Origin of the sequence: Streptomyces sp. NPDC088197, assembly GCF_044741185.1 — a bacterium.
Lineage (GTDB): Bacteria > Actinomycetota > Actinomycetes > Streptomycetales > Streptomycetaceae > Actinacidiphila.
Genome location: NZ_JBIUSD010000003.1, coordinates 385,599 through 402,858, shown reverse-complemented (window position 1 = coordinate 402,858; position 17,260 = coordinate 385,599). Strand labels below are relative to the sequence as shown.

General features: G+C 72.4%; 15 protein-coding genes. 8 read left to right on the top strand and 7 right to left on the bottom strand.

Features of this window, described 5'->3' with window-relative positions; all coding sequences use genetic code 11:
• Positions 1 to 6: 6 nt before the first annotated feature.
• Positions 7 to 1,341: a sensor histidine kinase gene (locus ACIOC1_RS10240; RefSeq protein WP_401853212.1), complete on the top strand. Its 1,335-nt coding sequence runs from the start codon at positions 7 to 9 to the stop codon at positions 1,339 to 1,341.
• A 1,079-nt stretch (positions 1,342 to 2,420) separates the two neighbouring features.
• Here ACIOC1_RS10240 and ACIOC1_RS10235 read toward each other — a convergent pair.
• The gene (locus ACIOC1_RS10235; protein WP_355349979.1) at positions 2,421 to 2,654 is read right to left on the bottom strand and encodes a hypothetical protein; all 234 of its coding nucleotides are present in this window, start codon (positions 2,652 to 2,654) and stop codon (positions 2,421 to 2,423) included.
• Between the two features lie 106 nt (positions 2,655 to 2,760).
• On the opposite strand from ACIOC1_RS10235, the gene ACIOC1_RS10230 reads away from it, so the two are divergent.
• Positions 2,761 to 3,519 (top strand): DUF4239 domain-containing protein, encoded by a 759-nt coding sequence (locus tag ACIOC1_RS10230; RefSeq protein WP_401853209.1) that lies wholly within the window; start codon positions 2,761 to 2,763, stop codon positions 3,517 to 3,519.
• 137 nt (positions 3,520 to 3,656) lie between these two features.
• Here the strand turns inward: ACIOC1_RS10230 and ACIOC1_RS10225 are convergent, their stop codons facing one another.
• Positions 3,657 to 5,078 (bottom strand): family 2B encapsulin nanocompartment shell protein, encoded by a 1,422-nt coding sequence (locus ACIOC1_RS10225; RefSeq protein WP_355349985.1) that lies wholly within the window; start codon positions 5,076 to 5,078, stop codon positions 3,657 to 3,659.
• 267 nt (positions 5,079 to 5,345) lie between these two features.
• On the opposite strand from ACIOC1_RS10225, the gene ACIOC1_RS10220 reads away from it, so the two are divergent.
• Positions 5,346 to 5,531 (top strand): hypothetical protein, encoded by a 186-nt coding sequence (locus ACIOC1_RS10220; RefSeq protein WP_188285091.1) that lies wholly within the window; start codon positions 5,346 to 5,348, stop codon positions 5,529 to 5,531.
• 78 nt (positions 5,532 to 5,609) lie between these two features.
• Here the strand turns inward: ACIOC1_RS10220 and ACIOC1_RS10215 are convergent, their stop codons facing one another.
• Positions 5,610 to 6,290: a VTT domain-containing protein gene (locus tag ACIOC1_RS10215; protein WP_355349989.1), complete on the bottom strand. Its 681-nt coding sequence runs from the start codon at positions 6,288 to 6,290 to the stop codon at positions 5,610 to 5,612.
• A gap of 401 nt (positions 6,291 to 6,691) precedes the next feature.
• Here ACIOC1_RS10215 and ACIOC1_RS10210 point away from each other — a divergent pair, with 401 nt between their 5' ends.
• Positions 6,692 to 7,465 carry an ABC transporter permease gene (locus ACIOC1_RS10210; protein ID WP_355350004.1) on the top strand — a complete coding sequence of 258 codons (774 nt, stop codon included), beginning with the start codon at positions 6,692 to 6,694 and terminating at the stop codon, positions 7,463 to 7,465.
• A 314-nt stretch (positions 7,466 to 7,779) separates the two neighbouring features.
• Positions 7,780 to 8,361 carry a TMEM165/GDT1 family protein gene (locus ACIOC1_RS10205; RefSeq protein WP_355349992.1) on the top strand — a complete coding sequence of 194 codons (582 nt, stop codon included), beginning with the start codon at positions 7,780 to 7,782 and terminating at the stop codon, positions 8,359 to 8,361.
• Between the two features lie 154 nt (positions 8,362 to 8,515).
• Here ACIOC1_RS10205 and ACIOC1_RS10200 read toward each other — a convergent pair whose 3' ends face one another.
• The 3 genes from ACIOC1_RS10200 to ACIOC1_RS10190 all read right to left on the bottom strand — a co-directional run bounded on the left by ACIOC1_RS10200 (position 8,516) and on the right by ACIOC1_RS10190 (position 11,577).
• Positions 8,516 to 9,166 carry an HAD-IA family hydrolase gene (locus ACIOC1_RS10200; RefSeq protein ID WP_401853207.1) on the bottom strand — a complete coding sequence of 217 codons (651 nt, stop codon included), beginning with the start codon at positions 9,164 to 9,166 and terminating at the stop codon, positions 8,516 to 8,518.
• 109 nt (positions 9,167 to 9,275) lie between these two features.
• Positions 9,276 to 9,854: a hypothetical protein gene (locus ACIOC1_RS10195; RefSeq protein ID WP_401853205.1), complete on the bottom strand. Its 579-nt coding sequence runs from the start codon at positions 9,852 to 9,854 to the stop codon at positions 9,276 to 9,278.
• Positions 9,855 to 10,410: 556 nt separating this feature from the next.
• On the bottom strand, positions 10,411 to 11,577 hold the full coding sequence (locus ACIOC1_RS10190; RefSeq protein ID WP_401853203.1) for a peptidoglycan-binding protein: 1,167 nt from the start codon (positions 11,575 to 11,577) through the stop codon (positions 10,411 to 10,413).
• A 183-nt stretch (positions 11,578 to 11,760) separates the two neighbouring features.
• On the opposite strand from ACIOC1_RS10190, the gene ACIOC1_RS10185 reads away from it, so the two are divergent.
• From ACIOC1_RS10185 to ACIOC1_RS10175, 3 genes are all read left to right on the top strand, one after another.
• Entirely contained in the window at positions 11,761 to 13,827 is a 2,067-nt protein-coding gene (locus ACIOC1_RS10185; protein WP_391047316.1) for a DHA2 family efflux MFS transporter permease subunit, read from the top strand.
• Between the two features lie 110 nt (positions 13,828 to 13,937).
• Positions 13,938 to 14,690: a hypothetical protein gene (locus tag ACIOC1_RS10180; protein ID WP_355345432.1), complete on the top strand. Its 753-nt coding sequence runs from the start codon at positions 13,938 to 13,940 to the stop codon at positions 14,688 to 14,690.
• A gap of 99 nt (positions 14,691 to 14,789) precedes the next feature.
• A complete protein-coding gene (locus ACIOC1_RS10175; protein WP_401853200.1) occupies positions 14,790 to 15,842 on the top strand; it encodes a hypothetical protein in 1,053 nt (350 codons plus the stop codon).
• Between the two features lie 76 nt (positions 15,843 to 15,918).
• Here ACIOC1_RS10175 and ACIOC1_RS10170 read toward each other — a convergent pair whose 3' ends face one another.
• A complete protein-coding gene (locus ACIOC1_RS10170; RefSeq protein ID WP_391116527.1) occupies positions 15,919 to 17,166 on the bottom strand; it encodes a cytochrome P450 in 1,248 nt (415 codons plus the stop codon).
• Between the last annotated feature and the right edge of the window lie 94 nt (positions 17,167 to 17,260).

The following is a 17,260-nucleotide window of genomic DNA, read 5'->3' as shown; positions in this document are numbered from 1 at the left end:
CGCCGCGTGACGCGCCAGGACGCGGCGCTCGCGGCGGGGCTGGCGGCGCTGTCGGTGCCGCTGGCCCTGCTGACGCCGGGGACGCGTCCCGACGCGCTGGGCTGGACGCTGCTGGTCTGGTGCCAGATCCCGCTGCTGTGGCGGCGGACGCACACGACGGCCGCGCTGGTGGTGACGGTCGCGTTCCTCGGGCCGTACCACGCGCTCGGGTATCCGCACGCGGCGCCGGTGCTGGGCTCGATGACGCTGCTGTTCACGGCGGCGGCCACGAGCCCGGTGTGGCGGGCGGCGGCCATCGGGACGGTGGTCGTCGGCGGCACGGTGGCGGCGGACTGGGTCTCGGACGCCGGGGGAGCGGTGGACACGCTGCGGACCTCGGGCTGGATCGCGGCGGTGCTGGTGGCGGGCGCGACCGTGCGCGTGCACCGCCAGTTGGTGGCCGCGACCACGCAGCGGGCCGAGCGCGCCGAGCGGACGCGGGAGGAGGTGGCGGCCCGGCGGGTGGCGGAGGAACGGCTGCGGATCGCCCGTGACCTGCACGACCTGCTCGCGCACAGCATCACGCTGATCGGCGTGCAGACGGCGGTGGCCGCGCACGTGATGACGGTGGCGCCCGAGGAGTTCGACCGGGCGGCGGTGTCCAAGGCGCTGGACGGCATCGCGGACACCTGCCGCGCGGCCCGCGTCGAGGTGCGCACCACGCTGGAGGTGCTGCGGTACGGCGAACGGGCCGCCGACGAGGGGCCGTTGCCCGGTCTGGCCGCGCTGTCGGACCTCGCCCGCCCGGCCGGGGCCCGGCTCAACGTGCTTACGGCGCGAGGTGCTTCCTCCGGCGGCGCGGACCCGCACATCCCGCCCGCCGTCGAGGCCGCCGCGTACCGCATCGTGCAGGAGGCCCTGACGAACACCACCCGGCACGCGGGGGCCGGGGCGCGGGCCGAGGTGACCGTGCGCGTCGGCCCCGGCTCGCTGCTGGTCGAGATCACCGACGACGGCGGGGCGGCCGTCGGCACGGGGCCCGGGCCCGGCCTCGGACCCACCTTCCACCTCGGCCCTCACGTCAGCCCTCACGTCAGCCCTCACGTCAGCCCTCACGTCAGCCCTCACGTCAGCCCTCACGTCAGCCCTCACGACGGCCCTCACGACGGCCCGGCCCACGGGCCCGACCTCGGCCCCGGCTTCGGTCTGATCGGCATGCGCGAACGCGTCCGCAGCGTCGGCGGCACCCTGACGGCGGGCCCCCTCGCCGGAGGCGGATTCCGGGTCGCGGCCGACCTCCCGCTGACCCCCCGCGCGCACGCGTGTACGGACGGGACCGCCGCACCGCAGGACCCCGCCTGACGCGCCCCGCCGCGCGGGGGACCGGCACCCGCGACCGCTCCCAACTGGTCCTCAACCGCTGCGAGTCGGGCCCGGTCACGCCCGCGCGGCGGCCGGTGCGGGCGGCGCTGATTCGCGCGGAAAATCGAGGGTTTGACGCCTTCGTTACTCCTTTGGGGGAACGGTCGCGGGAAGCGTCGGCACGTGCCGCGCGCATGCTGACCATGAAGGGTGACCACTTCTAGGGGGAGGCGCGTCCGCGGTTGGACGGCGCTGCTTGTCGTGACGATGGCGGCAGGATCGTGGGGACTCGGCGCGGTGGCCTCGGCCGAGCCGCGCGCGCGGTGCCCGGCGGGAGCGGGCCACGGCAGAGCGGAGTCATGCCCCGCCGAGCCGTCCCGTCACCCGTCGCACCACGCGTCACCCGTACCGTCCGAGGCCGCGTCGCCCGCGCCGTCGCACCGCGCGTCGCCCGGTCCGGAACCGACCCGGACATCGACACCCACACCCGCACCGACACGGACGCGGCCCTCCCGGCCCGATCCCGGTCCCACGTCCCCGCCCACCCGGGCACCCACACCCAATCCCGCTCCCACGACCACACCCGCGCCCGCGCCCGAACCGACGCGTACGGCCGCGCCCACGTCTGTTCCCACCCACAGGACCGATCCCGAGCCCACGGCCGCGCCGACGACCTCGCCCGCGCCCAGCCGTGTGCCCGACCGCCACGAGCCCGTACGGCACCAGCCGACGCACCACGAGCCCGTATGGCACGACCCCGGTCATCACGGCCCGGACCACGCTGACCCGGATCACCACGACCCCGGGCACCACGACCCCGGACGGCACCGGCCCGATCATCACGGGCCCGGTTACCACCACCCCGACCCGTATGTGCCCTGGTGCGGGTACTGGCCGGACCAGTGGCCCTGGACGTGGCTCTGCCACCGCCACCACCACCATCCGAAGCCGTGCCCTACCCCGACACCGACCCCCACGCCGACTCCCACCCCCACCCCGACTCCCACGCCCACGCCCACACCGACCCCGACCCCCACGCCCACGCCGACACCCATTCCGACCCCGACTCCCAAGCCGAGTCAGAAAGCGGCGGTGACGCCACGTCCCAGACCCGCGCCGAAGCCCCCGGCGCCCGCACCCGTACCGCAGCCCGTACCCACCGCCGCACCCGTACCGGCTCCCGCGCCGGTGCCGCGGTCCCAACCCGCGCCGCCCGCCGCCCCGGTGGCGGTGCACTGGCCGGAGAAGGCGCCGGCGCCGGTCGCGGCGCCGAAGGAGCACCGCCGGTCGCTGATGATCACGATGATGCTCACCACCGTGCCCGCCGTGCTGGCCGTCGCCGTCCTGCGGCCCGGCTCCTCCGGCTCCAACTCCGGTCGCAGCAGGAACAACTGAACGTGAAACAAGGGGGATTTCCGCATGTCGCAGTGGTTGGCGCTGGTGATCGCGATGGCCGCGGTCTGCGCTGTGGTCCTCGGCGTGGTCGTGCTGCGTACGCGCAAGGTCCACGAGGACGACGATCCGTCGGAGACACCCGACGTCATCGAGTACATGGTCATGATGATCGGCGTGGTCTACGCGATCGTGCTCGGTCTGGCCATCGCCGGCGTCTGGGAGGGGAGGAGCGGGGCACAGGCCGAAGTCCTCGCCGAGGCACAGGCGTTGCACGAGGTGAGCGCGCGGGCGCAGGTGTATCCCGTTGACGTACGCGACCGGATCCGCGCGGACGTGAACGCCTACGCGGCGTTCGTGGCCGACAAGGAGTGGCCGTACATGAAGAACCACGGCGAACTGGATCCGCGGGGCAACGCGTTGCTCGACACGCTCCGCAAGGACGTCTCGCAGTACGCGCCCACGTCCGACCTCGGCGCCCAGGCGTACCAGCCGCTGGTCGACGAGGTCGCCGCCGTCGACGAGGCCCGCACGTCGCGCAGTCAGAGCGTGGGCGCGACGATGCCGGGGATGGTGTGGTTCGGCCTGATCGCCGGCGCGCTGGTGACGGTCGGACTGATCTTCACCCTCCAGATCCGGCGCTCACCGAAGGAGTTGCTGCTCGCCGGTCTGTTCAGCGCGCTCATCGCCTTCCTGCTGTTCCTGATCTGGGACCTCGACGATCCCTTCGGCGGCGGACTCGCCGTCTCCGCCGACGTCTTCCGGGACCTCGTACTGCGCCGCTGACCAGGGCGCGCGCCCCGGCGGACACGGCCGGGAACGCGCACGGCGGACGCGGCCGGGAACGCGACCGGCGGACACAACGAAGCGGCTCCCCTGCCAGGCCGGGCAGGGGAGCCGCTTTCAGGAGAACCGCCGTGCGGTCAGCGCCAGTTGGACACGTTCACGTTCTCCAGGATGCCGAGCGCGTCGGGCACCAGGACGGCCGCGGAGAAGTACGTGCTGACGAGGTAGCTGATGATCGCCTTGTCGTCGATACCCATGAAACGGACGTTGAGCCCCGGCTCGTACTCGTCGGGCAGCCCGGTCTGGTTGAGACCGATGACGCCCTGGTTGTCCTCGCCGCTGCGGACCGCGATGATCGCGCTGGTACGGGCGGTGCTGACCGGGATCTTGTTGCAGCTCAGGATGGGCACACCGCGCCAGCCGGGAACGGTGTGGCCGTGCACCTCCACCGGGTCGGGGTAGAGGCCCGCCCTGGTGCACTCGCGGCCGAAGGCGGCGATGGCCCGCGGGTGGGCGAGGAAGAACTTGGTGCCGCGGCGCCTGCTGAGCAGCTCGTCGAGGTCGTCGGGGAGCGGCGGGCCCGCGTGCGGCTGGATGCGCTGGTCGTAGTCCGCGTTGTGCAGCAGCCCGAACTCGGGGTTGTTGATCAGCTCGTGTTCCTGGCGCTCGCGCAACGCCTCGACGGTGAGCTTGAGTTGCTGCTCGGTCTGGTTCATCGGCTCGTTGTAGAGGTCCGCGACACGGCTGTGGACGCGCAGCACGGTCTGGGCGACGCTCAGCTCGTACTCGCGCGGCTTGACCTCGTAGTCGACGTAGGTGCCGGGCAGCGCTTCCTCGCCCTTGTGGCCCGACGCCAGCTCGATCGCGGCCTCACCGCGCTTGTTGACCCGCTGCCGCGGGATCGCGCGGTGCGCCTCCAGGTGCGTGCGCAGCGCCTCTGACTGTCCGAGCAGCGGTTCGAGCTCCTGCCGGGGCAGGGCCAGCACCGTGGTGACGGTGGCCGCGCGGGCCGTGTACTCCCACTCGCCGTCGGCGCCGAGCAGCGCCTGGTCGCCGAAGTGGTCGCCGTCGGCGAGGACTCCGAGCCGGGTCGGCTCGCCGTACGACCCCTCGCCGAGCTTCTCGACCTTGCCGTGCGCCAGCAGATAGACGGTGTCCGCGGGCGTCCCGGCTTCGGCGATGACCTCGCCCGGCGCGAATTCACGCTGGACGAAACGGTCCGCCAGCGCGGTCAGCGCGCCGACGTCGTTGAACGAGCGCAGCGCGGCCAGCTCGCCCAGCTCCTGCGGGATCACCCGGACCTCGGACCCCGTCTTCACGAAGGTCACGCGCCCGTCGCCGACCGAGTAGCTCAGCCGGCGGTTCACCCGGTACGTGCCCGCGTTGACCTGCACCCAGGGCAGTACGCGCAGCAGCCACCGGGAGGAAATGCCCTGCATCTGCGGGGCGGACTTGGTGGTCGTCGCCAGATTCCTGGCGGCCGACGTGTCCAGACTCGTACGCGCCTGGTCGTCGTGCGGATTGCCGAGTGCGGTGTCCTGGCCCGCATCAACCGACATGTGCTGTCCTTCCCGTAAGCGGGTGATACGGCCTCATTCTTTCCGTGACGCAGAGTGCTGCCTATTGCCGAAACGAGTGAGAATACTTTCCGAAAATCCGGATCGCGGCTTTTGGTGGGGCGCACGGGGCGCGCGACCCCGCGCGCGCTCGAACCCGTGTGCGTCAGGGGGGAGTTCGGGGGCAACCGGTGGGTGGGGACGCCACCCGGCGCCGCCGCACCGCACGAGCACCGCCGGCCCCGAGGGCCGGCTTACAGGAGGTCCGGGATGTTCGCCGCAATCGGGGCAGTCATCTTCGCCATCGCGTACATCATCAACGCCACGAGCACGAGCACGGACGCGGGCTTCACGCCGATCAGTCTGCTGCTCGCGGGACTGGTCTTCGTCGCACTGCACCTGGCGGGCGTCGGATCGGGCTGGGCGGTCCCCAGCAGACGGCGTCGTCGCCGCTGACCGGGTGCGGGACCGCACCCGAGGTGAGGCGGCGGCCACGCGGCGGTCAGGAACCACCGCTCGCGGAGGCCGCGGCGGCTACAGCGCCTCGACGACCGAGCCGCGGTCCGGGGGCGTCACCTGCGGCGGGATGGTGAGCGGCACGGCGGCCAGCGCCGCGGCCAGCGCGCTGCGGCGCTCCCGGCGGAAGACGTACGCGGCGAAGGCGCCGGCGCCCAGCAGCGCGACGAACGACATCAGGGTGCCGAGCCAGCTCGCGCCCAGCCACTTGCCGCCGATCCAGCCGAGTCCGACGCTGTACGTCGCCCAGGCGACCCCGGCCAGCGCCGACCAGGGCAGGAACTCGCGCGGGCTGCGGCGGGCGGCGCCCGCGCCCAGGCTGACCACACTGCGGCCGGCCGGTGCGAAGCGGGCGAGGATCACCAGGGCGCCGCCGCCCTGGTGCAGTACCTGTCCGAGCCGTTCGTGCGCGCCCGCCAGGCGCCGCGAGGACGCCACTCTCCGGTCGAACCAGTCCCCGCCGCGGAAGGCCAGCCGGTACGCCAGCAGGTCGCCGAGGCAGGACGCGACGGCGGCGCACACCAGCAGCGCGAAGACGTCGAGCATGTCGTCGCGTGAGCTGGCGGTCCCGGCGGTGGCGGCACTGATCACCAGCACACCGCTCGGCAGCACCGGCACGAAGACGTCGAGGATCACGGAACTCGCCACGAGCACGTAGATCCAGGGCCAGTCGAAAAGGGAGCCCAGGCCTTGCAGCACCGCGCCTCCTCGTCCTTGGCCGAATTCGTACCCGTGGAGCGCCCGTCTGATGCCGGGCACCTCGTACTTGCCGTGCTGTCCGGCTCTCCGTCGGCGTTCCGCCTCGTCGAACCGGGTCCTGAAGGGGTGCTGTCCGGTGGTCGAAGATCTTCATCCACCGTCAGCCGTACAGCGTACGCCAAGGGGCACCGCCGGAACCGGCGAGGGCACGTGACGTAGTAGACATCACTACGAGAATACTTTCCGCCGGGACCGTTCATCGCTGATCAGAGAACTGATCGGAAATCCGTACGATCCGCGCGGGAATCGGCGGGGGCGCCGGGCGGGCGCCCGCCTACAGTGACGCTGTGGCTTCCGCACCCGCTTCTCCAGTGTCCACCCACGAGACGCTGTCCACGTCGCTGGCCTCGAATTCGTCCCTGCTGCCGGTCGACAAGACCCTCGGCTTCGTTCTCGCCGCGCTGCTCGTGGCGGCCGCCGGGGTCGCCGCGTACGCCAGGCTCGCCGACGAGCACGACAACTACGCGCGCGGCATCGCCCTGGCGGGCCTCAGGGCGGCCGTACAGCTCGCGGTGGTCGCCGCCCTCATCGGCTGGGTCGTCAAGCACCAGGCGGCGCTGCTGGGCTTCGTGGCGCTGATGTTCGCGGTCGCGTCGCGGACCGCGGGGCGCCGGATCACCCGCAACCGCACCTGGTGGTGGGCCGCGGTGCCCGTCGCGGCGGGCGCGCTGCCGGTGGTCGTCGTGCTCGTGCTGACCGGCCTGGTGCCGATCGACGGGATCGCGCTCATCCCCGTGGCCGGAATCCTCATCGGCGGCGCGCTCACCGCCACCGTGCTCGGCGGGCGGCGCGCCCTGGAGGAGCTGAAGCTGCGCGCGGGCGAGGTGGAGGCCGCGATGGCGCTGGGCTTCTCCGACCGCGACGCGCGCCTGGAGATCGCCAGACCGGCCGCCTCCGGGGCGCTGGTCCCCGGACTCGACCAGACCAGGACGGTGGGCCTGGTGACCCTGCCCGGTGCCTTCGTGGGCATGCTGCTGGGCGGCGCGAGCCCCGTGTCGGCCGGGGCCGTGCAGTTCTTCGTCCTCATCGCGCTGATGGCCGTCCAGGCGGTCGCGGTCTCCGTCGTCCTGGAACTGGTCGCGCGGGGCCGCATCACCCGCGTTCCGGCCCTGTGACCGGGCCTTCGGACCGGGGGACCTGACTCCGCGACCGCGCGGTGCGGTACCCCGTTCGGGCGTCGCGTAGACTCGTCGGAGCAGAAGGGGAGTAGCTCTTCGCCGGACCGTCGACATACTGCTCAGTTCAGCCGCAGTTCGCTGTTCTGAGCCGGCGCCCGGAGGCGGATGTGCCGCGCGATGCGCGTACAGCCCGCCAGCGAGACCTTCGGCCGCAGTGTTCCGACGCTGCCGTGCCGAAGCGATCTCAGATACGGCTTGACGTTCCCCTGGATCTCTCGGTGCGGCGCCCGACCGATTGAGGACCAGACCCCGTGCTCAGCCTGACCGTCATCGCCGTCGTCTTCGGCGTGATCTTCCTTGCCGAACTCCCCGACAAGACCGCGCTCGCCGGGCTCATGCTCGGCACCCGCTACCGCGCCTCGTACGTCTTCGTGGGCGTCGCCGCCGCCTTCGTCGTCCACGTCGCCCTCGCCATCGCCGCGGGCAGTCTGCTCACCCTGCTGCCGCACCGCTGGGTCCAGGGCGTGGTCGGACTGCTCTTCCTCGGCGGCGCGGCCATGCTGCTCTTCTCCAAGGGCGACGACGAGGAGGAGGTGCGCGAGCCCGCCAACCAGAGCTTCTGGAAGGTCTCGGGCACCGGCTTCATGCTCATCCTGGTCGCCGAATTCGGTGACCTCACGCAGATCATGACCGCCAATCTCGCCGCCCGCTACGACGACCCGGTCTCGGTCGGCATCGGCGCCGTCCTCGGCCTGTGGGCGGTCGCGGCCCTGGGCATCTTCGGCGGGCGGCTGCTCATGAAGCGGGTGCCGCTGGCGCTGATCACGAAGATCGCGGCAGCTGTGATGGTGGTGCTCGCCGGATTCAGCCTGTACGAGGCCGCCGCGGGCTGACGTTCCGCGGGTCCGTACGGCACGGCGGGCCGGACCCTGACGAGGGTCCGGCCCGTTCGTTCTCACGCGTCCCCGTACGGCCCTACGGCTCGTGCGTGCGTCGCGTGCGTGCGTCTCGGCTGTACGTCCTGTCCGTACGACGCGTCCGTACGTCTCAGTCGACGACGATACGGAGGCCGCCGTCCGCGACGGCCTCGACCCGCACCCGCTCCAGCGAGTCGACGTGCGCGGTGGGCGCGTGGACCGCGGCGCGCGGGCCGACGCCGATCACGCGCATTCCGGCGGCCCGCGCCGCCGCGATGCCGACCTCGGCGTCCTCGAACACCACGCAGTCCTCGGGCGCGAAGCCCAGCTCCGCCGCGCCCTTCAGAAAGCCCTCGGGGTCCGGCTTGCTCGCGCTCACCCGCTCCGCGGTCACCATGACGGGCGGCAGCGGCAGGCCCGCGGCGGCCATCCTGGTCGTGGCCAGTTCCTCGCTCGCCGAGGTCACCAGCGCGTGCGGGTGGCCGTCGAGCGAGGCCAGGAAGGCGGTGGCACCGGGCACCTGCACGACACCGTCGGTGTCGGCGGTCTCCTCGGCGAGCATCAGCGCGTTCTCCGCGTAGTTCTCTGCCATCGGGCGGTCGGGGAGCAGGACGGCCATCGTCGCGTGGCCCTGGCGGCCGTGCACGACCTTCAGCACCGCGTCGGCGTCCAGGCCGTGGCGGCCGGCCCAGGCGCGCCAGCAGCGCTCCACGACGGCGTCCGAATTCACCAGCGTTCCGTCCATGTCCAGCAGCAGGGCTTTCGCGGAGAGGACGGGCATGTTCTGGGGCTCCTCGGCACATCGGTGATCAACGGCAACGTGGTTCCGCCCGCCGGTCAGGGAAGCGGGCGGAACCACTTTGTTCCCTCACGGTACAAAAGTGGGGCGCTCAGCGCCAGTCCCCCTGGTCCACGTACTGCAACAGGCCCCATGTGAAGTGCGCGACCACCCTCGCGCCGCCGCCGGGCGGTGTCAGCGCCACGCGGGTACGGCTCGGCGCGTCCGGCGGCAGCGGTTCCGCGGGCGGGAAGGCCCTGGCCGCGTCGTCCACCGTGCACGACCACGGCGTCAGGTCGGCCACCTCCCGCAGCCTTGGCGCGGGCGCTTCCGGGGCCCGTACGAGCCACTCGTTCCACACCGCCGAGCCGCCGCCGGGTGCGCACAGCACCTCGAATCTCAGGTCCGGCCACAGAGGTGTCGGCCAGCGCAGGGCCCGGCACGTCAGGTCGCCGATCCGCCGCTCCTCCTCCGTCTCCGGAGGGCCCAGCGCCGTCCTGTACCTCCGCTCACCGGTCGGGAACGTGCGCGAGTGGGCTCTCGCCTGCCACCTCTTGTGCGCCTCGCGCGCCTGGGCGTGTGTCGCTCCCAGCGACCGGAGCGCCTCGTCCACCAATTCCGGTTGGTGGTCCGCCATTCTTCGCAGCAGCACCAGTTGGAACTCCGCGACCCCGAACGCCTGCGTGACCATCCCTCGACCCTAGAACCTCCACCCTCCCGGCGGGGCGCCGCCCGCGCGGGCTTGCGCGGGTAACCCATCACCGGCCGGTGGTCCGGGGACAACCGATCTGCCCCGCCGGGGCGGGTGGTGACGTGCGGGGGCGTCGTGGCTGGTGGCGCAGTTCCCCGCGCCCCTTTAAAGATCGGCTCGCCGCCTGGGCGGAAGTGGGTGTGCCCCGTCAGGGGCGCGGGGAACGGCGCGGCCAGCCCTCACCGGCCGGTGGTCCGGGGACTACCGGATTGCCCCGCTGGGGCGGGTGGTGAGGTGCGGGAGCGCTTCGGCTGAGCGCGCCCACGCGGCGGCAGCCGCAGATTAAACACAGTCCCGCGCCCCTTGAAAGATCGGCTTGCCGTCCGGGCGAAAGGGGGTGGGCCCCGTTAGGGGCGCGGGGAACTGCGCGGCCGGCCCCCACCGGCCGGTGGTCCGGGGACAACCGGTCTGCCCCGCCGGGGCGGGTGGTGAGGTGCGGGAGCGTCGGGGCGGAGCCCGGGGTCTTGCGGGGGCGCCCACGCTTCGGAAAGCGGCGCTAGCTGGTTTGGTGTTCGAGGGTGGTGCGGGTTTGGGGGCCGTAGACGCCGATGGGGTCGCCGCGGACGCCGTACCAGATCTGGAACATGGCGACGGCCTCGCGAACCCCTTGGTCGTAGGAGCCGTTGACGTGGCCGTGGTAGACCCACACGTCGCGGAGCCGCTGCTGGAGATCGGAGACGGCGGCGCCGGTGTCGCCGAGCTGGAGGATCTTGGAGGCGGGGGAGGTCGGGGTGACGGGGGGCGTGGTGGGGGCCGGGTCGGCCGGCGCGGTGGGGGCGGACGGCGTGGAGCCGGTGGTGGCGGGCGCGGCGGGGGCCGACGGCGTGGAGCCGGTGGCGGCGGGAGCCGTCGTAGATGGGGACGGCGGCGCCGTGGCGGCCTCGGGCACCACCGGCGCGGCGGAGGTCGTGGTCGGCGCGGGCGTGTGGCGCGGGGCGCCGACGGCCACGGTGCCCACGACGGCGGTGGACTCCGTCGGCAGCTCGACGTCCGGCATCGAGGACGTCCGGTCCGGCGGCAGCGCCCGGTCGGTGCGCGGCTCGTCGCCCATGACCTGTCCGGTGACGGCGACGGCGCCCGCGGCCAGCGCGGAGGCCGCGACCGCGGCCGCGGCCACCACCAGGCCCCGTCTGCGGCGCCGGTGCCTGCCCCGGTCCTGGTACAGCCCCGTCCCGGCCGCCGCCCCGGCGAACGCGGCCGGGGTCCCGGCCTCGGCGTCCCCCCGCGGCGCGTACTCCACGCCGGAGTACAGCGCGGCGAACAGCCCGACATCGGCGGTCTCGGGACCGCTGTCGCCGGGCGCCAGCAGTGGCCGTACGGTCGTCTCGCCCGCCTCGCCGTCCGGCTCGGCGACGTAGGGGCGCATCCGAAGCGGGTGGAAGCCCTCGGTGGCGGCGAGCGCGGCGGCCCGCGCGGCGGAACGCTCCGCCGCCCGCGTCTCCCCGCCCTCGTCCTGCTCGCCGGGGAGGCCGGGCGGGCCCGGCTCGGCCGAGTCGTCCCAGGTGACCAGGGCCCCCGGCGGCACCAGCGCGCTCGGCGGCGGCGTCGGCGGCCGCGGGGCGGTCACCTCGGACGAAGCGTGCGGCACCCCGGGCACGACCGGTATCCCCGCCGAGGACGCCTCGGCGTCCACCTCGCGGGCAGCGTCCGGCTGCGGCGCCACTGGTTCCCCTCCCGGCCGTCGTTCGCATTTCGCATATTCGCAAAGACGTGCCGATTATGCCGACCTCCGGCGGCGAGCGCAGCCCGCTGACCGCACAAGTGGGCGAGTATCGGAGGCCAAAGTCGTACAAATGGTGGGAATATAAGGTTCCGACCGTCGGGGGATGACGCGAGGAGCCGTTCCATGGCCCAGGACACCACGACCGCCGCGGGCCCGGCGGCGGCAGAGCCGGGGCAGCACCAGGACAAGCGAGCGGTGCGGATCGCGATCAGCGCCCTGGCGCTCGGCATGCTGCTGGCCGCCCTCGACCAGACCATCGTGTCCACCGCGCTGCCCACGATCGTCAGCGAACTGGGCGGCATCGACCACCTGTCGTGGGTGGTGACGGCCTATCTGCTGGCGTCGACCGCGGCCACCCCGCTGTGGGGCAAGCTCGGCGACATGTACGGCAGGAAGCGGCTCTTCCAGACCGTCATCGTGATCTTCCTGATCGGCTCCGTGCTCTGCGGAATCGCCCAGAACATGGGCGAGTTGATCGCCTTCCGGGCCCTCCAGGGCCTGGGCGGCGGCGGGTTGATCGTGCTGTCGATGGCCATCGTCGGCGACATCGTGCCGCCGCGCGACCGCGGTCGCTACCAGGGCGTGTTCGGCGGGGTGTTCGGCGCGGCGAGCGTCCTCGGGCCGCTGCTGGGCGGGGTGTTCACCGAGCAGCTCTCCTGGCGCTGGGTGTTCTACATCAACCTCCCCATCGGGATCATCGCGCTCGCCGTGATCGCCGCGGTGCTGCACATCCCGGTCCGCCGTACGGCCCACCGGATCGACTACCTCGGCATGGCGGTGATCGCCGCAGCGGCGACCTGCCTGGTGCTGATGACCTCGCTCGGCGGCACCACATGGGCGTGGAGTTCGGCCGGGATCATCGGCCTCGCGGTCGCCGGAGTCGTCCTCATCGCGCTGTTCGTGGCGATCGAGCGCCGCGCGCAGGAGCCGGTGCTGCCGCCGAAGCTGTTCCGCAACCGTACGTTCCTGCTCTGCTCGGTGATCTCCTTCATCATCGGCTTCGCGATGTTCGGCGCGATGACGTTCCTGCCGACCTTCCTCCAGGTCGTGCACGGCTTCTCGCCCACGCTGTCCGGCGTGCACATGATCCCGATGGTGATCGGCATGCTGCTGTCGTCCACGGTGTCGGGGCAGATCGTCAGCCGCACCGGCCACTACAAGGTCTTCCCGATCGCGGGCACCGGCGTCATCGCCGTCGGACTCGTCCTGCTGCACACCCTGGACGAGACGACCAGCACCTGGGTGATGAGCCTGTACTTCCTGGTCTTCGGCCTCGGTCTCGGCCTGGTGATGCAGGTGCTGGTGCTGGCCGTGCAGAACGCCGTCGGGTACGAGGACCTGGGCTCGGCCACCTCGGGCGCCACCTTCTTCCGCTCCATCGGCGCGTCCTTCGGCGTCTCGCTGTTCGGCACGATCTTCGCCAACCGCCTTTCCGACGAGCTGACATCGGCCTTCGCGGGCAAGTCGCTGCCCGCCGGGGTCAATCCGGCGCAGTTCCAGGCCGACCCGACGGCGGTCGGCAAGCTGCCCGCGGCCGTCAAGGGGCCCGTGCTGCACGCGTATTCGAACTCGATCACCACCGTCTTCCTGTGGGCGGTGCCGATCGTGCTGGTCGGCTTCCTGCTGGCGTGGCTGCTCAAGGAGCAGCCGCTGCGGGGCACGGTGACCGTGCCGGACGCCAGCGAGACGCTCGGCACCAACCCGGTGGAGCGGTCCTCGCTCGACGAGATCGCCCGCTGCCTTTCGCTGCTCGGCAGCCGGGAAGCCCGCCGCGACCTCTACACCCGGATCACCGGTCTGGCCGGGCTCGACATCCACCCCGCCACGAGCTGGCTGCTGTTGCGGCTGGCCCACGACGGCGAGGGCGACCCGGTCGAGCTGGCCGCCCGTACCACCGTGCCCGCCGAGGTCATCGAGGCGGCGGCCGACGAGTCGCTGTCCCGCGGCTTCGCCGTACGCGACGGCGGTCCGCTGGTCCTCACCGCGTCCGGACACGCGCTGGCCGGACGCCTGACCGAGGCGCGGCGCACGGTCCTCGCCGATCTGCTCGGCGACTGGGACCCGGCCGCCCACGCCGACCTGGCCGCCCTGGTCACGAAGCTGAGCGGCGAACTGTGCGGCGGCGACGGGGACCGCCCCGAGGGCCGTACGCGGCACCAGCCGGCGGCCGGCCGTACGCCTCCGGCCTGAGGGTTCGAGCCCGTCGTCCTGAAGCCGTCCGTTTGCGGTGCCTGGCAGTGGCAAGCCGAGCAGGGAGAGAACGTCACTGTCTGACGACCCGTAGGAACGGGAGGCACGCCATGTCCACCGGAGCGACTGTAGCCATCGTCGTAGTGGCGCTGATTGTCCTGGCGCTGATCGCGACCCTGGTGATGAGGGGCGACGGTACGGGAGGTGTGGGTTCGGGAGCGCGGCTGAAGCATCGCTTCGGACCCGAGTACGACCGCGTGCTCGAACGGCACGACGGCGATGTGAAGGCCACCCGGGCGGAACTCGCCGAGCGGGTCAAGCGCCACGGCGACCTCGAACTGCGACCCGTCTCCGAGCAGGAGCGGGAGCGGTACACCGCCGCTTGGACCGCCCTCCAGGCGCGATTCGTGGACGAGCCCGTCGCGGCGGTCGGCCAGGCCGACGCGCTGATCGGCGAGATCGCCGCCGACCGGGGCTTCCCGGCCGCGCGGGAGCCGGAGCACTTCGACGCGCTGTCCGTCCACCACCCGCACGCGGTGCACGGTTACCGCCAGGCCCACACGCTGGTCGACTCCGTAGGGGCCCCCGGTTCCGCGGCGCCGCAGAAGCGGCAGTCCACGGAAGACCTGCGCAAGGCGCTGCTGGGCGCGCGAGGGCTCTTCGACGAGCTGATGACCGAGAGCGCGCGCGGAACGAAGAACACCACGGAGCGGGCTGACGAGGCCGACGAGCCCGTCGTGGAGCACGACGCCGCGGCCGACGAGGACGCGAAGGCGGGCGGTCGGCGCGGTGCGCTCGGCGGCCGGTTCGCGGCCCTTAGCGGCGGGCGGCGGGAGCACGACGACGCGGACGAACGTCTGTGACGTTCGGCTGGGCGCCGCTCGACCCCCCAAGCGGGGTGCACCACCCTGCGCCGGCCGGACGAGTCGGCTCAGCAGGACCACGGACAGGGAGATGAAGCGATGAGTGACCGCGACACCGAGAAGACCGGTACCGACCGGGCCGAGGCCGAGAAGACCGAGGCGGAGAAGGCCGCGACCGGCACCGACAGGACCGGCACGGACCGCAGCAGCGCGGACCGGACCGGCACGGAGCGCAACGGCACGGACAGGATCGGGTCCGGCAAGACCCGGACGACCACGTACGGGAGCGGGACCGGCACTGGGACCGGGTCCGAGTCCGAGGCCGACAAGGCCGAGACCGGCACCGGGAGCCGGGCCGCCTCCAAGGCGTCGTCCGGGACCGACCGGCCCGGCAGACTGGACAGGTCCGAGTTCTCCGAACAGCGGGAGAAGGAGCCCGAAGCGGCTTCCTCCACCGGCTCGGACACATCGGCCCGTTGGACCTCGGGGGCCTCCAAGTCCTCCGAGACCGCTGAGGCCGCCGAAACCGCTGAGGCTGCCGGGACCTCCGGCTCCGACACCGGGCGGGCGACGACCGGCACGGGTACCAGCGCGAGCACGTCCGTACCGGCGCCGCGTACGCCCGCCGAGTCGACGACCGGGACCACCGCGACCGAGCCGGAGGCCGAGCGCACGTCCGGTCCCGGCACCGGGACCTCGGCGTTCGCCACCAAGCCCGGCACCGCCTCCGAGACGGAGACCACGGCCACGCGTACGGACACATCCACGCCCGCGTCCATACGTACGGACACCTCCACGTCTGAGTCCGCACGTACGGACACGTCCGCGCACACGGACACGTCCACGACCGCGACGGACGGCACGTCCGGTGCGGCCGACGGCGGGGCCGAGGAAGTGGACCGGCTGAGCCGGCGGATGGACCGCGCGGTCGGCGGCTTCGTGGACGACCCGAAGCGCGCCGTGCGCGAGGCGGACGCCGTACTGGACGAGGCCGCGGCGCGGCTGACCCGGTTGCTGGAGGAGCGGCGCACCGCGCTGCGCGGGTCGTGGCACGGTGACGACGGAAGCGACGGCACCGGGACCGAGGAGTTGCGGATCGCGCTCACCAAGTACCGTGACATGACACGGCAGTTGCTGACGACCGGCATCTGACGTCGCAGCCGGACCGGACCGCGCGCGGGCGCAGGCGCGCGGCCGACGGCTGACGACAGCGGACGGACGGGGGCTCTCACCTACGGTGAGGGCCCCCGTAGTCGACGCGCAGTTCCTTGACCCCGTTGATCCACGCCGAGCGCAGCCGCCGCGGGTCGCCGAGCAGCCGGATGTCCGGCAGATTGTCGGCGATGGCGTTGAACATCAGGTTGATCTCCAGCTTGGCGAGATTCGCGCCGAGGCAGTAGTGCGGGCCCCCGCCGCCGTACCCGAGGTGCGGGTTGGGATCGCGCAGGATGTCGAACGTGCCCGGGTCGTCGAAGACTTCGGGGTCGTTGTTGGCGGAGGAGTAGAACATCCCCACCCGGTCGCCCGCCTTGATCTTCGCGCCGCCGAGTTCGGTGTCCCGGGTGGCGGTGCGCTGGAAGGACACGATCGGGGTGGCCCAGCGGACGATCTCGTCCGATGTCGTGTCCGGGCGCCGCTCCTTGAACAGCTCCCACTGCTCGGGGTGGGTCAGGAACGCGTGCATGCCGTGGGTGATGGCGTTGCGCGTCGTCTCGTTGCCCGCGACGGTCAGCACGAGCACGAAGAAGCCGAACTCGTCGGAGGTCAGGCTGCCTTCGTCGGACGCGGCGACGAGTTTGCTGACGATGTCGGCGGCCGGGCACTGCTTGCGGGCGGCGGCCATGTTCATCGCGTACGAGATCAGCTCCATCGCCGACTCGGCGCCGATCTCCTCGGTGATGGCGAGTTCCGGGTCGTCGTACGCGGCCATCTTGTTCGACCAGTCGAAGAGCTTGAGCCGGTCGTCCTGCGGCACGCCGATGAGTTCGGCGATGGCCTGGAGCGGGAGTTCGCACGCGACGTCGGTGACGAAGTTCCCCCGGCCCGCCTCCGCCGCGCCGGTCACGATCCGCTGGGCGCGGGCCCGCAGCGCGTCCTCCAGGGCCCGTATCGCCCGCGGGGTGAAGCCGCGCTGGACGATCTGCCGCAGCCGGGTGTGCTCGGGCGGGTCCATGTTGAGCATGATGAAGCGCTGCACGTCGATCTGGTCGCGGCTGATCCGGTCGTTGAAGCGGATGATCGCGGTGTTGGTGTACGAGGAGAAGACCTCCGGGTTGGTCGACACCGCCTTGACGTCCGCGTGCCGGGTCACCACCCAGTAGCCGTCGTCTCCGAAACCCGCGGTGTTGTGCGGCTGGGCGTTCCACCACACCGGGGCGGTCCGCCGGAGTTCGGCCAGTTCCGGGAGGGGGACGCGGTCCTGGTAGACGTCCGGATCGGTGAAGTCGAAGCCTTCGGGAAGCGCGGGACAGGGCATCGGCACTCCAGGTCTGACGTGTCATAAGTTGTCTGACGGTCCATCAGATATACGACCGAAGGTAGTAACGAGTTCCACAAGTCGCAAGGGCCGC

What these genes read in the sequence shown, in the direction of transcription:
- ACIOC1_RS10175 (WP_401853200.1), top strand. Translation starts at nt 14,790, where the DNA reads ATGAGTGACCGCGACACCGAGAAGACCGGTACCGACCGGGCCGAGGCC.
- ACIOC1_RS10220 (WP_188285091.1), top strand. Translation starts at nt 5,346, where the DNA reads ATGTTCGCCGCAATCGGGGCAGTCATCTTCGCCATCGCGTACATCATC.
- ACIOC1_RS10200 (WP_401853207.1), bottom strand. Translation starts at nt 9,166, where the DNA reads ATGCCCGTCCTCTCCGCGAAAGCCCTGCTGCTGGACATGGACGGAACG.
- ACIOC1_RS10230 (WP_401853209.1), top strand. Translation starts at nt 2,761, where the DNA reads ATGTCGCAGTGGTTGGCGCTGGTGATCGCGATGGCCGCGGTCTGCGCT.
- ACIOC1_RS10185 (WP_391047316.1), top strand. Translation starts at nt 11,761, where the DNA reads ATGGCCCAGGACACCACGACCGCCGCGGGCCCGGCGGCGGCAGAGCCG.
- ACIOC1_RS10180 (WP_355345432.1), top strand. Translation starts at nt 13,938, where the DNA reads ATGTCCACCGGAGCGACTGTAGCCATCGTCGTAGTGGCGCTGATTGTC.
- ACIOC1_RS10195 (WP_401853205.1), bottom strand. Translation starts at nt 9,854, where the DNA reads ATGGTCACGCAGGCGTTCGGGGTCGCGGAGTTCCAACTGGTGCTGCTG.
- ACIOC1_RS10225 (WP_355349985.1), bottom strand. Translation starts at nt 5,078, where the DNA reads ATGTCGGTTGATGCGGGCCAGGACACCGCACTCGGCAATCCGCACGAC.
- ACIOC1_RS10170 (WP_391116527.1), bottom strand. Translation starts at nt 17,166, where the DNA reads ATGCCCTGTCCCGCGCTTCCCGAAGGCTTCGACTTCACCGATCCGGAC.